Origin of the sequence: Streptococcus sp. oral taxon 064, assembly GCF_001683375.1 — a bacterium.
GTDB lineage: Bacteria > Bacillota > Bacilli > Lactobacillales > Streptococcaceae > Streptococcus > Streptococcus oralis_S.
In genome coordinates this window covers 1,243,296-1,256,440 of the sequence record NZ_CP016207.1, presented here as the reverse complement: position 1 = coordinate 1,256,440, position 13,145 = coordinate 1,243,296, and the positions used below count along the sequence as shown (strand labels likewise).

At 40.7% G+C, this 13,145-nt stretch carries 14 protein-coding genes and 1 riboswitch; of the genes, 1 reads left to right on the top strand and 13 read right to left on the bottom strand.

Annotation, left to right across the window (positions count from 1 at the left end; translation table 11 throughout):
• Window position 1 precedes the first annotated feature (1 nt).
• The 6 genes from thiM to AXF18_RS06095 all read right to left on the bottom strand — a co-directional run bounded on the left by thiM (window position 2) and on the right by AXF18_RS06095 (window position 4,704).
• Window positions 2-784, bottom strand: coding sequence for a hydroxyethylthiazole kinase (thiM, locus tag AXF18_RS06120; protein WP_033605927.1), 783 nt, complete (start codon window positions 782-784; stop codon window positions 2-4).
• A 127-nt stretch (window positions 785-911) separates the two neighbouring features.
• Window positions 912-1,580: a TenA family protein gene (locus AXF18_RS06115; RefSeq protein ID WP_033605928.1), complete on the bottom strand. Its 669-nt coding sequence runs from the start codon at window positions 1,578-1,580 to the stop codon at window positions 912-914.
• A 215-nt stretch (window positions 1,581-1,795) separates the two neighbouring features.
• A riboswitch (TPP riboswitch) is annotated at window positions 1,796-1,884 on the bottom strand.
• 148 nt (window positions 1,885-2,032) lie between these two features.
• Entirely contained in the window at window positions 2,033-3,169 is a 1,137-nt protein-coding gene (gene lctO / locus AXF18_RS06110) for an L-lactate oxidase (protein ID WP_065371673.1), read from the bottom strand.
• A gap of 160 nt (window positions 3,170-3,329) precedes the next feature.
• Entirely contained in the window at window positions 3,330-3,635 is a 306-nt protein-coding gene (locus AXF18_RS10155; RefSeq protein ID WP_162838149.1) for a hypothetical protein, read from the bottom strand.
• A gap of 20 nt (window positions 3,636-3,655) precedes the next feature.
• A complete protein-coding gene (locus AXF18_RS06100) occupies window positions 3,656-3,970 on the bottom strand; it encodes a hypothetical protein (protein WP_002880183.1) in 315 nt (104 codons plus the stop codon).
• A gap of 173 nt (window positions 3,971-4,143) precedes the next feature.
• Window positions 4,144-4,704 (bottom strand): TetR/AcrR family transcriptional regulator, encoded by a 561-nt coding sequence (locus tag AXF18_RS06095; RefSeq protein WP_065371672.1) that lies wholly within the window; start codon window positions 4,702-4,704, stop codon window positions 4,144-4,146.
• A gap of 252 nt (window positions 4,705-4,956) precedes the next feature.
• Between AXF18_RS06095 and AXF18_RS06090 the strand changes: the two genes are divergently transcribed.
• The gene (locus AXF18_RS06090) at window positions 4,957-5,580 is read left to right on the top strand and encodes a cysteine hydrolase (RefSeq protein WP_000483067.1); all 624 of its coding nucleotides are present in this window, start codon (window positions 4,957-4,959) and stop codon (window positions 5,578-5,580) included.
• A gap of 50 nt (window positions 5,581-5,630) precedes the next feature.
• Here the strand turns inward: AXF18_RS06090 and pyrE are convergent, their stop codons facing one another.
• The 7 genes from pyrE to typA all read right to left on the bottom strand — a co-directional run bounded on the left by pyrE (window position 5,631) and on the right by typA (window position 13,038).
• Window positions 5,631-6,263 carry an orotate phosphoribosyltransferase gene (gene pyrE / locus AXF18_RS06085; protein ID WP_065371671.1) on the bottom strand — a complete coding sequence of 211 codons (633 nt, stop codon included), beginning with the start codon at window positions 6,261-6,263 and terminating at the stop codon, window positions 5,631-5,633.
• An 18-nt stretch (window positions 6,264-6,281) separates the two neighbouring features.
• Window positions 6,282-6,998 carry an orotidine-5'-phosphate decarboxylase gene (gene pyrF / locus AXF18_RS06080; RefSeq protein WP_065371670.1) on the bottom strand — a complete coding sequence of 239 codons (717 nt, stop codon included), beginning with the start codon at window positions 6,996-6,998 and terminating at the stop codon, window positions 6,282-6,284.
• A 229-nt stretch (window positions 6,999-7,227) separates the two neighbouring features.
• On the bottom strand, window positions 7,228-8,382 hold the full coding sequence (locus AXF18_RS06075) for a cell division protein FtsQ/DivIB (RefSeq protein ID WP_033583515.1): 1,155 nt from the start codon (window positions 8,380-8,382) through the stop codon (window positions 7,228-7,230).
• A gap of 9 nt (window positions 8,383-8,391) precedes the next feature.
• A complete protein-coding gene (locus tag AXF18_RS06070; RefSeq protein ID WP_065371669.1) occupies window positions 8,392-9,450 on the bottom strand; it encodes a UDP-N-acetylglucosamine--N-acetylmuramyl-(pentapeptide) pyrophosphoryl-undecaprenol N-acetylglucosamine transferase in 1,059 nt (352 codons plus the stop codon).
• Between the two features lies 1 nt (window position 9,451).
• Window positions 9,452-10,804 (bottom strand): UDP-N-acetylmuramoyl-L-alanine--D-glutamate ligase, encoded by a 1,353-nt coding sequence (murD, locus tag AXF18_RS06065; RefSeq protein WP_065371668.1) that lies wholly within the window; start codon window positions 10,802-10,804, stop codon window positions 9,452-9,454.
• A gap of 118 nt (window positions 10,805-10,922) precedes the next feature.
• Complete coding sequence (locus AXF18_RS06060; RefSeq protein ID WP_000262665.1) at window positions 10,923-11,177, bottom strand: DUF3165 family protein; 255 nt, start codon at window positions 11,175-11,177, stop codon at window positions 10,923-10,925.
• 19 nt (window positions 11,178-11,196) lie between these two features.
• On the bottom strand, window positions 11,197-13,038 hold the full coding sequence (typA, locus tag AXF18_RS06055) for a translational GTPase TypA (RefSeq protein ID WP_065371667.1): 1,842 nt from the start codon (window positions 13,036-13,038) through the stop codon (window positions 11,197-11,199).
• Window positions 13,039-13,145: the final 107 nt, after the last annotated feature.

The following is a 13,145-nucleotide window of genomic DNA, read 5'->3' as shown; positions in this document are numbered from 1 at the left end:
CTTACTTCACTCTTTTGAATTCCTTTACATCTTCGTCTGTAATCTCGTATAAGGCATTTATAAATTCAACTTTAAATGTTCCAGGAAGATGCCCATTTGGACGTTTTTCTGCCATTTCTCCAGCGATATTGTAAACCAACATTGCTGTTTCTAATGATTTCAATTCTTGACCTTTTTCAAGTCCGATAAAGCTTGCTACTACAGCACCTAATAAGCATCCTGTCCCAATAACTTTTGGCATCATGGCACTACCATTATGAATCGTTACAACTTCTCCATTAACCGCAATGGCATCCACTTCACCTGTTACTACTATTGGAATATTGAACTTTTTATTTGCTGCTAGAGCAATTTCATCAATATTATCTACGCCTGCACTATCTACTCCTTTAGATGCCACATTTATTCCTACTAAAGAGGCAATCTCGCCAGCATTTCCCCTAATCGCTGCCAGTTTGTAATTATTGATTAGATCATCTGCTACTTTTTTTCTATATTCTCCTGCTCCACAGGCTACAGGATCTAAAACTGCAGGAACATTATATTTTTCAGCAATTTTTAGTGCCTCTTGGTACAGCTTCCAATTATTATCCGTTAAAGTCCCAATGTTAATCAATAATCCTCCAGCATATTTTAATAGATCTTCTAAGTCTGCTGGGTACTCGCTCATAGCTGGTGAGGCACCCAGTGCTACTAATCCATTTGCTGTAAAGTTTTTTACAACATCATTGGTGATACAGATTACTAATGGTGCTTTTTCTTTTAATAATTTTAAACTTGTCATATTGAAATCCTTCCTTTTCACTTTATACGATCTACTGATTTCGATTTATCTCTATCTTTCGTTAAGAAATTTTTCAGTTACATTGAATGATTTACCTCATCAAATTTGTCAGTATCCTGAACTTTCCCTAAGCATCATAACCAATATCAAAAAAGGCTAATTCTAAAGCGACTGCTTGGTTCCAGCGTTGCTTAAGTTCTGTCAAATCTTCTCGACCTTTTCCGACACGATTGAGTTCGTCAACCAGAAATTGAACCCACTCTGCAAAGAAAGGACCTCTGTGGAGATTAATCCATTCCGAATGAATATAGGCTTCAGGTAGAGCCAAATCTTTAGAACCCCAGTCTAAATAGAGACCTTCTGCAATGACCAGCATGACTAAAAGATGGGCATAGTCTGATGATGATACAGCAGAATACATAAGCTCCTGAAAGGCTTTTGTTACAGGATGCAAGGTCACTTCCAGATAGTCATTCTCAGATACTTTTAAATCTTTGAAAGCTTTTTGGAAATAACCGTCTTCATCTGCTTCAAGAAAGCCTAGTTGCTTGGCAAAACGAAGCTTGGATTCAAGCTGGTCTGCGTGGGCTACGCAAGCACCCAGCATGGATAAGAAGGCATCAAAGAAGTGATAATCTTGAATTAGGTAGTCTTTTAAGACCTTATTCTCAATTGTCCCCGCAAAAAGTTCCTTAACAAAACGATGATTGATTGCAGCCTGCCAATCCTTCTGACTGCTTTTTAATAATTCTCCAACAGTCAAACCTGGCTGAAATGCATAGTCTTGTCTTTCCATATTTACTTTTCCTCTCTTTACTCGTTCGTAATCAACAAAACATCAAGAAAATCCTAGTTTTACTTGACCTTTTTAAAGAAAATCAAGGGCGTTCAAGAAAAGCTACCTAAATGCTTTGTATCACCTTCATCCAGTTTATATAAACAAAAAAACTCCAATTACAATCAAGAATTAGAGTTTAGCTTACAAGATTAGATCGTTCATTTCGCCATACGAAAAAACGTTTCACATTTCCCTTCGCCAGTCTTAACTGTATCAGGTTCAATGGGTATCATCTCAGCCTAAAGCACCCCAAATGTCTTTATTATTTAATTACTGCACCAGTATAGCAAAAAATGAAAGCCCTAGCAAGATATTTGACTGAAAAATATATTTATATAGATTTCAATGGTGATTTATTCTTCCTATAGACGAAGAAAAACCTCCACATCAAGTGGAGGCAAGCTATTTTATCAATACAATTTTAAGTCACGAGGGTCAACTGGGAAGGTTGGATTGTATGGGTTGTGACGGAGTTTGAAGTGTTTGACATCTTCAATAGTCTGAGTTCCAGATAACTGCATAACTGTCTTCAATTCTGCATTCAAGTGTTCAAAGACTTGACGCACACCAACACTACCGCCGAGAGCCAAGCCATAGATAACCGGGCGGCCAATAGCTATCAAGTCTGCTCCTGAAGCCAAGGCTTTAAAGACGTGTTGGCCACGACGAATACCAGAGTCAAAGACAATTGGTACGCGTTTGTCAACTGCTTCTGCTACTTCTTGAAGTGAGTCAAAGGCAGCTGGCCCACCGTCGATTTGACGGCCACCATGGTTGGTTACCCAGATACCAGAAGCTCCAGCAGCAAGCGAACGTTCAACGTCCTCACGGCATTGTGGCCCCTTGACATAAACAGGAAGTCCTGAGTATTCAGCGATAAATTCTACATCTCGTGGAGATAGGCGCTGTTTAGCTGATTTGTAAACAAAGTCCATTGATTTACCAGCACCTTCTGGCAGGTATTCTTCAACAATCGGCATGCCAACTGGGAAGACAAAACCATTACGCTTATCGACCTCACGATTGCCCCCTACCGTAGCATCAGCCGTCAAGACAATCGCTTTATAACCTTCAGCCTTCACACGGTCCATGATGTGGCGATTGATACCATCATCTTTACTAAAGTAAAACTGGAACCAATGAGGTGTCCCTTGAAGGGCTTCCGTAATTTCTGGAAGGTCGACAGTAGAGTAAGAGCTGGTTGTATAGAGAGAACCAAACTCATGCACACCACGCGCAGTCGCCACTTCACCCTGTTCATTTGCCAATTTATGAGCCGCAACAGGCGCCATAATGATTGGTGAAGACAATTTTTCGCCTGCAAATTCAATCTCTGTACTTGGATTTTCTACATTGCAAAGTGTATGAGGAACGATGAGTTTGTGGTTAAAGGCACGAATATTCTCACGCAAAGTGAAAGTATCCTCCGCCCCACTAGCGATATAGCCAAATGCTGCTTTAGGAATAACTTGTTGCGCCATTGGCTCCAAATCATAGGTATTGATGAAATCTACATGACCTTCTGCATTGCTTGTTTTGTATGACATAAAATGTCCTCCTTGATAAGTAAGCGTTTACTTTGTATATTACAAAAAATATTCTAACTCTTTTTTCAAAATTTTTCAAATATTTTGTTTGGAAATTTCATGCTTTCAATCATTTTACAGAGATAATTAAAAATGATGAACTTTCTTAAGTTATGGAAATTCAAATAATCTTTTCATTTTCTAATACTTTATCATCAAATTGTTCAGCTAGTATAGTTGCTGAGTGATATAGTTCCTTTGCTTTATTTTTATCATTTTCAAAATAAAGATAGCACTTAGCTTCAAATACTGAAATTCCAGATTTATAGACTTGCAACATTGTTACTGATAAAATTTCATTCATCTTTTTTACTAGAGATATCATATGCTTATAGTCACTATGAACAACATAAACACCCGCTATGGCACAAAGAACTGATAGTAGCTCTACATTATACATTTCATCACTAACTAATTGCTGTTTCAACAACTTAATCCGAAAATCATCTAATGCTCTCTTCTATAAATCAAGTCTTGACATTGCATAGCAAAATAATCAATTAATAGTAAATCATTGAATGTGTAAACTTGCTTTAGTGTTACTTGCTTAAAATAATCATCAAAAATATCTTCAGCGAAACTACCTGTCCCTGTCCTTATCAAGTCTAATATTCTTTCAATCAAGTCTAGACTCAGCAACTCTTCCTCAGGAAGAGCTAGTTCTTTATTTTCAAGAAAAGTATCTATCGGAACTTCTAATCGCTTAGATAAATATTGTAACTTAGTAATTGTTGGCAAGGATTGCCCAAGCTCAGTACGCATCAGCTGTTTGATTATTAAGTCAGCTTCTGTCCACAGACCTCTTCTCTCGTCAATTTGTGACGTTCATGTTCCTGTCTTACTCTATGACCAATTTCAGTTTTAATATCTGTTGTCATTCTTACCTCTTAACCACAATCCATAAATTAACATACTTTTAATTCTTCGGCTAAAAATTAACAATAATTCTTTTTCAAATCCGTCATATTATTTTCCAAAACTTGGATGTCTTGGCTGACTTTGAGAATGACAATGCTTCCTTGAATACTGGAGATGACTTGACGGGCCTGCAACTGCGCCCGCTCTTCTGACCAGTCAGCATGCAGGTCTTGCAAGAGGCTGGCTAACTTCTCTGTCCACTGGGTCATAAAATCATTGAGAGGAAAGCGGAAGTTCTCATCTTCTGTGGACAATTCCACAATCAGATTACCAATTGGGCAACCATAAAAGACCGTCTGACTTTCATGAAATTGACAAACCCAGTCAATCATATCCGAAAACTTGTCACTGTCAGACTTGTCTGCTTCAAAAATATCTTCAAAAAGCTCTTTTCGCCACTTTGCTAAAATATCTTGAATGACCGTCAAACCAATTTCCTTCTTAGATTTGAAATAATAATAAAGCTGCCCCTTGCCAACATCAGCTGCCTCCATGATGTCACTGATGGAGGTGGCCACATAACCCTTCTGATAAATCAATTTCTCAGCACTTTGTAAAATACGCTCTTTAACACTCATCTGCTCACCTCTCTTTTTCCTATTATAGCAGATTCAGAGCCTGAAACCAAACAATTGAAACCACCTCCTTTTGCCACTGTTTTATCATTAAAATTTTTGTTCTGAGCAAATTAATTTACAAATTCAATTTTAGATGTTACTATAATTGTACCGAATGGTCAGTATATAACTAAAACTACCATTTGGAAAATCATCAAACTAACAGTCTAAATTCCTATTGGCTGTTAATCAAATCATATTAGGAGGAACCTCATGTTCAATCAGAAAAATGTCGCATTTGTTATCACAGACCCGCAAGTTGAATTCTTAAAATCTACTGGTAAAGGATTCGGAGCAACTAAAGATGTTCTTGAAAAAGTTAATACTATTGAAAATCTGACAAAGCTTTTCGCTCTTGCTAAAGAGCGTGGCTACAAGCGTTTTATCTCACCGCACTACTTCTATCCACACGATCACAAGTGGCAATTTAAAGCTGCTGGTGAAACGATGATGATTGAAAACGAAATGTTTTGGCGTGATAGCCAGTATTCAGCAATTCCAGAAGGCTCTGGAGCAGATATGATTGAAGAGATTAAACCATTTTTGGATGAAGATACTATTGTTGTCAACGGACATAAAATCTTTGGCCCAGAAAGCAACGACCTTAACCTTCAACTCCGCAAAAATGGTATCGACACCGTCATCTTGGCTGGTATGAATGCTAATCTCTGCGTGGATTCACACATGCGTGAACTCATAGAATTAGGCTACAATGTCATTGTTGTTAACGATGCTGTCGGTGCTCCAGGTGAAGAAGCCTACCAAGCTGCACTAACAAACTACGGCTACATTGCCAACCAAGTTTTGACAACTGAGGAAGTTATCGCTCAACTTTAGTATTAAAAACAAAATCAGGTAATCCTAGCGACTACCTGATTTTCTATGTTTTAAGAATTTTGCCAATTTTCTTGGTCTTCTTTAAAGCGTTTTAGAAGGTCGAGTCCTTCTGGTGTGATATAGCCTTCTTCTTGGGCTAGGTGAATGAGTTCACTGTAGTTAGAAAGCGTCACAAGTTTGACACCTGCATCTGAGAAGTTCTTATCTGCTTTTGGCAATTGGTAACTGAAAATCGCTACAACACCAAGTACATCTGCACCTTCGCGTTTAGCTGCTGCTACGGCCTCAAGAACAGAACCACCTGTTGAAATCAGGTCTTCAACCACTACCATTTTTTGACCTTGAGCTACACGGCCTTCTATTTGGTTGCCTGCTCCATGGTCTTTTGGTTTGCTGCGGATGTAGGCAAAAGGCAAGTTCATCTTGTCAGCGATGATCGCTCCGTGTGGAATTCCTGCTGTCGCAGTTCCTGCAATCACTTCTACTTCTGGAAATTCTGCTTTAATAGCTTCCACAAAACCATTTTCAATCAAGGTACGAGTTTCTGGATAGGCAAGCGTCACACGGTTGTCCGTATAAATCGGCGATTTGATACCAGATGCCCAAGTGAAAGGCTCCTCTGGTTTGAGGTAAACGGCTTGGATTTTCAAGAGGTGGCTAGCGATATCTTTAGCAAGTGTCATAGTATTCTCCTTTTGTTTTTATAATCTATTTCTTTGATTTCTGTCTAGGTTCCATTCATCCTTGATAGCATGATAAGCTGCAACAGGATCCTCAGCTTGGGTAATGGGACGTCCCACTACGATATAGTCACTACCGATTTGATAAGCATCCGCTGGCGTCATGACACGTTTTTGGTCTCCTACGGCAGTTCCCGCCGGACGAATTCCCGGTGTCAGACAGATAAAATCTGGATTAGTGGCCCGCTTGATGAGTTGCACTTCCTGAGCCGAGCAAACGACACCATCCAAGCCCGCTTCAGCTGTCTTCTTGGCATAGTGAATGACCGATTCTTGAAGACTGGTTTGGATATTTTGAAAGTCTCTCATTTGTTCTTCAGAAGTTGAAGTCAATTGAGTCACAGCGATCAATTTGGCTTGTGTCCCCAGACCTTCACGCGCAGCCTTCATCATCTCCACACCACCAGCAGCATGAACATTTGTCATGTCTACACCAAGCTGAGATAAGACCTTCATGGCAGATTTGACTGTATTGGGAATGTCATGTAGCTTCAGGTCCAAAAAGACACTATGCCCCAGTAACTTCAAATAACGGACAACTTCTGGACCTTCCGCATAATAAAGCTCCATCCCTACTTTTAGATAAAGACTTTCTTCTACTGGGAAAAGAGATAAAAATTCCTTGACTGCCTCAAAACTAGGAAAATCAAGAGCAATAACTGGACGATGTTCACGCATACCTTTCTCCTTTTACCTTTGTAAGCTAGAGAGCATGAAAAAAGGAACCTGCCAACAGCAAGGTTCCACGAAAAATGGGTAGTCTCCACCCTTTCACCGTCTAACCTTAGCTGCCTCTCTGGACTGCTTTAAAGGTTTTTTTCTATTCTATTATTTATAGTAGGACTTGTCAAGCAAAAACTTGAAACTGGACTTCTATACCACTCAAAAATCAAGAGAAAAAGTTAGTCTAACGACTCTGTGACTGCTGGCTCGTTTGACTTTGATTTCCCTGTTCTTCTTGTTTTTTCTTTTCTTCTTCCTGTTTTTTCTTCTCAGCTTCCTTGGCCTCTTGTTTGGCTTTTTCCTCAGCCTCTTCTATCAATTTATCCGCTATAGTATAACTGTATACTCCAGCTTCCATATCGACTACACTTGGTTCAGACAATTGTGGCTTGATTTTGCTGTAATAAGGCAATTTCTTGCTCAATTCTGACAAGGGAACCAAAACCTCATCTGTATCCAGCATAGTAATTTTTAAAAGATCTGCTGTTGCCTTGCTTGGCGCTAATTCGATTTTCTGGATTTGACTCTTGATATCCTCACTGATGGTAGACAATCCTGTTATCAGCTTTTTCACCTGCTGCTCATCGTTAAAGGTAACTGTCAGATAAGTCTCAGGCAAGTTTAAGCGATCAACAGGAGTTGACTCTACTGTACCACTAGACAGAATAGGATAATGTTCTTCACCAGACACATAATAACCGACAATATCGAATTCCTTGACCTCAATCGTAAAGTTAGTCGGAAATTGATAGTTAATCTTCGCTGATTCTATCCAATGATTGGACTTGATTCGCTCAGCGTATGTTTCCTTATCCAACAATAGGGCTAAAGTATAGTCGCTATCTTGAATTCCAGAAGCCTGTTTAATGTCGTCCGCCTGGGTGTTCCTATTTCCCTTAACCTCGATATTTTTGATGGTCGATAGCGGAGTCAACAGATAGACTGAGAGAAGAAGTACCAGAATACTTGGCACTAAGATACTCACAGCTCGCCAAATATGAACAGGCGCAATTTTAGGTTTGGCTGGTTTCTCGGGTTTTTCTTTTTTCTTCTTTTCTTTTTCTTCTTTGACTTTAGGATCATCTTTTTTAGATTTTTCTTCTTTTTCGGATGATTCTTCGTCTGGAACAGTTTCGTTCTGGTCGGAATCACTTGATGACTTCTTACTTTCCTCTAACGACTTAGAGTTTTTCCCCATTCGAGCCTGTTTTTCCTTTTCCTTCTCCTCAGCTAGGGCAGCTTCTTCCTCAGCCTTCTTCTTCAGGTATTCCTGGTTTCGTTTCTGCCATTCAGACAATTCTTGCTTCTGGTTTGATTCTTTGTTCTTATCCTTTGACATTGATATTCCTTATGCTAGGTCTTTTCTTAGTAGATCGTAAAAATCTGCAAGAGATTTCAATTCAGTCGAAGCTTTCATGCTAGCTTGGTACTGATCCTTGTGACTAAGCAAGTGACTGAGTTTTTCCTCCAAGCTTTCCAAGGTCAAGTCACTTTCTTGAAGTTCTTCTGCATAGCCTTTCTTAACAAAGTAGGCTGCATTTTCAATCTGGTCTCCTCGACTTGCTTCACGACCCAATGGTACGATGAGATGGAGTTTCGCCATGGCCAAGAGCTCAAAAATTGTGTTGGCACCGCCACGCGTTACCACCACATCTGCCATCTCCATCAAGGGTTGATAGAGATCTGTCACATAATCAACACGAAAGAGATTTTGATTCAACTCATTGAGGCTTGAATCTCCAGTGAGATTGATAATATTGTAGCGCTCTGTCAGTTCTTGCTTATGATCTGTCACTAATTGGTTAAATACACGAGCTCCTGCAGAACCACCAACAAACAATACCGTTGGCAATTTAGGATTAAAGTGGGTTTGGATATCCACCAATTCATCTGGTTCAGGAGTTTTTTGGTCTGAAACCTTGGTCACTGCCCCCACATGCTCGACCTTAGACAAACTTGAAGCCTGCTCAAATGTTGAATACATCTTGGTCGCAAATTTATAGGCAATTTTATTGGCCAAGCCCATAGACAGGTCAGATTCGTGAATAAAGACAGGCACTCCTGACACTCGCGCTGCGATAACCGGCGGTACAGAGACAAATCCTCCCTTAGAAAAAAGAGCCTGTGGACGCAGTCGTAACATGATAAAGAGGGATTGGACAATTCCCCAACCAACTTTGAAGACATCCAGCATATTTTGCCAAGAGAAATAGCGACGCAACTTCCCAGTCGCAATGGAGTGGAAGGTCACATTCAAGCCCGACTTGAGGATTTCTTGGTGTTCGATTCCGTGTTTATCACCAATATAGTGAACTTCCCAGCCGTCTTCGATGAACTTGGGCATTAACAAAAGGTTGAGGGTGACATGTCCAACCGTCCCCCCACCTGTAAAGACAATTTTTTTCATATTATTCCTTTAACTCCGCTACTGTGTCGATAAAGAGGTCGCCACGTACTTCAAAGTTAGCATACATATCCCAGCTAGCATTGGCAGGACTGAGGAGAACCACATCTCCTTGAGTCGCGAGCTCATAAGCCTTGCGGGTCGCATCAGCAATATCTGTCGCATCTACATAAGCCACACCAGCCTTATCCGCTGCCCGTTTGACACGTTCTGCAGATTGACCGAGGATAACCATCTTCTTGAGCCCAGTAATATCTGGCACCAATTCGTCAAACTCATTGCCGCGGTCCAAACCACCTGCAATTAAGATAACCTTACTGTTGTCAAATCCTGACAAGGCTTTTTGAGTAGCCAAGATATTGGTTGACTTACTATCGTTATAGAATTTGACACCCTTGATTTCATCCACAAATTGGAGACGGTGTTTGACACCTCCAAAGGCTGATAGAGTTTCCTTGATGGTTTGATTGTCCACGCCACGGAGCTTGGCTACAGCAATGGTCGCAAGGGCATTTTCTACATTGTGGCTACCTGGAACACCGATTTCACTCGCTGCCATGACCACTTCCCCACGGAAGTAGAGTTGACCATCTTCCAGATAAGCTCCATCAACCTTTTCCTTTGTTGAAAATGGAACAACCGTAGCTTGTGTTTTGGTTGCCAAGTCTTTTGCCAAGTCTTGATTAACATTCAAGACAAGGAAATCAGCTGCTGTCATCTTGTTCTGGATATTCCACTTAGCTGCCACATACTCATCAAAAGAACCATGATAGTCGATATGAGTTGGCATGAGGTTGGTAATAACCGCAATCTCAGGATGGAATTCTTGAACACCCATCAGTTGGAAAGAAGAAAGTTCCATGACGAGCGTGTCCTTGGCTGTTGCAGTTTGAGCCACTTGACTAGCAGGATAGCCGATGTTCCCTGACAAGAGACCGCGTTGACCAGCAGCAGTCAAAACTTCCCCAATCATCGTCGTTGTGGTGGTTTTCCCATTTGAACCAGTGATACCGATAATTGGCGCTTCCGAAATCAAATAAGCCAATTCCACCTCAGTCAAGACTGGAATCCCCTTTGCCAAAGCCTTTTCAATCATGGGATTGCTATACGGGATACCTGGATTTTTCACCATCAGAGCAAAGTCTTCATCCAAGAGCTCCAAAGGATGCCCACCAGTGACAACCTTGATCCCCTCTTCTAACAGACTTTGCGCAGCTGGATTTTCCTCAAAAGGCTTGCCGTCATTTACTGTCACAATAGCACCTAGCTTGTCTAACAAACGGGCTGCAGACTCACCAGATTTAGCCAAACCTAAAACAAGGACTTTCTTATTTTTAAATTGATCGATTACTTTCATGTCTCAAACTCCATTTCTACTCCTACTATTTTACCATTTTTATGGAAATAATACTAAACGAAAATGCCCTAACTCTCATTTCTACCATAGAAAAAGAGAGCCGTAGCTCTCTTTCTATTTATCTTCTTTTGCTCTTTTTTACAGACATGAGCGTAATGTCTCTCAAGCTAAAGTAGGCTAGGGCCAGCATGGCGATTGTGACAAAGAATTCTGTCGGTAATTGGAAGATTTGCAAGATGGACAACATCAGCAAAATCAAGAGTGCAACAACTACAAAGACCAAGATAACGATGTTGACTGTTCCTTTGATACTTTGAGGTGTCGCAAATACATAGAGTAGTAATAAGAGTATCCCTATGATTAAATAGACCATCTTTATCTCTTTCTAGCTCTTATTCAGCTGATTTTTTCTTTTTGTTGGCTTTCTCGCGCTCTGCCTTGTTGAGGATTTGCTTACGCAAACGGATTGACTCAGGCGTTACTTCCATGTACTCATCGTCATTCAAGAATTCAAGAGACTCTTCAAGGGTTAAGATACGAGGTGTCTTGATAACTGCTGTTTGGTCCTTAGTAGCTGAACGGACGTTGGTCATTTGTTTGGCCTTAGTGATGTTAACTGTCAAGTCGTTTTCACGAGAGTTTTCACCAATGATCATTCCTTCATAAACCTCAGTACCTGGGTTGACGAAGATGGTTCCGCGTTCTTCGATCGACATGATTGAGTAAGTTGTAGCCTTACCAGCATCAATAGAAACAAGGGCACCACGGTGACGTCCACCAATTTCTCCTGGAATCAATGGCAAGTATTGGTCAAAGGTATGGTTCATGATACCGTAACCACGAGTCATTGACAAGAACTCAGTTGAGTACCCGATCAAACCACGCGCTGGAACAAGGAAGACCAAACGAGTTTGACCATTCCCGGTTGAAATCATATCCAACATTTCACCCTTACGTTCAGAAAGGCTTTGGATAACAGATCCTTGGTATTCTTCTGGTGTATCGATTTGGACACGTTCAAATGGCTCACACTTGACACCATCGATTTCTTTAATGATAACTTCTGGACGAGATACTTGAAGCTCATAGCCTTCACGGCGCATGGTTTCGATCAGGATTGACAAGTGCAATTCTCCACGACCTGAAACAGTCCATTTATCTGGTGAATCCGTTGGGTCAACACGAAGGGAAACGTCTGTTTGCAATTCTGCTTGCAAGCGTTCTTCTACCTTACGAGAAGTTACCCATTTACCTTCTTTACCAGCAAATGGTGAGTTGTTGACCAAGAAAGTCATTTGAAGAGTTGGCTCATCAATGTGTAGGATTGGAAGAGCTTCAACTGCGTCTGTCGGAGTAATGGTTTCACCGACAAAGATGTCTTCCATACCTGAAACGGCAATCAAATCACCTGCTTTTGCTTCTTGAATTTCACGACGTTCCAAACCAAAGAAACCGAAGAGTTTTGTAACACGGAAGTTCTTCGTTGTACCATCTAGTTTAGAAAGGGTAACTTGGTCCCCAACCTTAACAGTACCACGGAAAACACGACCGATACCGATACGTCCAACGAAATCATTATAGTCCAAAAGTGACACTTGGAACTGCAAAGGCTCATCTGAGTTATCTACTGGAGCTGGGATATGGTCGATAATCGTGTCAAAGATTGGTGCCATCGTAGCTTCTTGGTCAGCTGGATCATCTGACAATGAAGATGTTCCATTGATAGCTGAAGCATACACTACTGGGAAGTCAAGCTGATCGTCATCTGCACCAAGCTCGATGAAAAGTTCCAAGACTTCGTCCACTACTTCTGCTGGACGAGCTGATGGTTTGTCGATTTTGTTAACAACCACGATTGGAACAAGGTCTTGTTCCAAGGCTTTTTTCAATACGAAACGTGTCTGTGGCATGGTTCCTTCATAGGCATCTACGACCAAGACAACACCGTCAACCATTTTCATGATACGCTCAACTTCTCCACCGAAGTCCGCGTGTCCTGGTGTGTCCATGATATTGATACGAGTTCCGTTGTAAGCAACGGCAGTGTTTTTCGCAAGGATGGTAATTCCACGCTCTTTTTCGATATCGTTTGAGTCCATAGCACGCTCTGCCAATTCAGTACGTGCATCAAGAGTTTCAGACTGCTTCAATAATTCATCAACGAGGGTTGTTTTACCGTGGTCAACGTGGGCGATAATCGCAATGTTACGGATATCTTCTCTTAATTTTGTCATGATTTCCTCTAATATTTAAATTTTTATTTCTAACTGAACAATTATACCACAGTCTCATTCAAAAATCACAGTTCAGCTAAGTGTAAATGTTTTCACTCTGCTTTTCT

Excerpts from the sequence above, each read along its gene's own strand:
- thiM (WP_033605927.1), bottom strand. The coding sequence starts at position 784 with ATGACAAGTTTAAAATTATTAAAAGAAAAAGCACCATTAGTAATCTGT.
- AXF18_RS06115 (WP_033605928.1), bottom strand. The coding sequence starts at position 1,580 with ATGGAAAGACAAGACTATGCATTTCAGCCAGGTTTGACTGTTGGAGAA.
- lctO (WP_065371673.1), bottom strand. The coding sequence starts at position 3,169 with ATGTCATACAAAACAAGCAATGCAGAAGGTCATGTAGATTTCATCAAT.
- AXF18_RS06100 (WP_002880183.1), bottom strand. The coding sequence starts at position 3,970 with ATGCGTACTGAGCTTGGGCAATCCTTGCCAACAATTACTAAGTTACAA.
- AXF18_RS06095 (WP_065371672.1), bottom strand. The coding sequence starts at position 4,704 with ATGAGTGTTAAAGAGCGTATTTTACAAAGTGCTGAGAAATTGATTTAT.
- AXF18_RS06090 (WP_000483067.1), top strand. The coding sequence starts at position 4,957 with ATGTTCAATCAGAAAAATGTCGCATTTGTTATCACAGACCCGCAAGTT.
- pyrE (WP_065371671.1), bottom strand. The coding sequence starts at position 6,263 with ATGACACTTGCTAAAGATATCGCTAGCCACCTCTTGAAAATCCAAGCC.
- pyrF (WP_065371670.1), bottom strand. The coding sequence starts at position 6,998 with ATGCGTGAACATCGTCCAGTTATTGCTCTTGATTTTCCTAGTTTTGAG.
- AXF18_RS06075 (WP_033583515.1), bottom strand. The coding sequence starts at position 8,382 with ATGTCAAAGGATAAGAACAAAGAATCAAACCAGAAGCAAGAATTGTCT.
- AXF18_RS06070 (WP_065371669.1), bottom strand. The coding sequence starts at position 9,450 with ATGAAAAAAATTGTCTTTACAGGTGGGGGGACGGTTGGACATGTCACC.
- murD (WP_065371668.1), bottom strand. The coding sequence starts at position 10,804 with ATGAAAGTAATCGATCAATTTAAAAATAAGAAAGTCCTTGTTTTAGGT.
- AXF18_RS06060 (WP_000262665.1), bottom strand. The coding sequence starts at position 11,177 with ATGGTCTATTTAATCATAGGGATACTCTTATTACTACTCTATGTATTT.
- typA (WP_065371667.1), bottom strand. The coding sequence starts at position 13,038 with ATGACAAAATTAAGAGAAGATATCCGTAACATTGCGATTATCGCCCAC.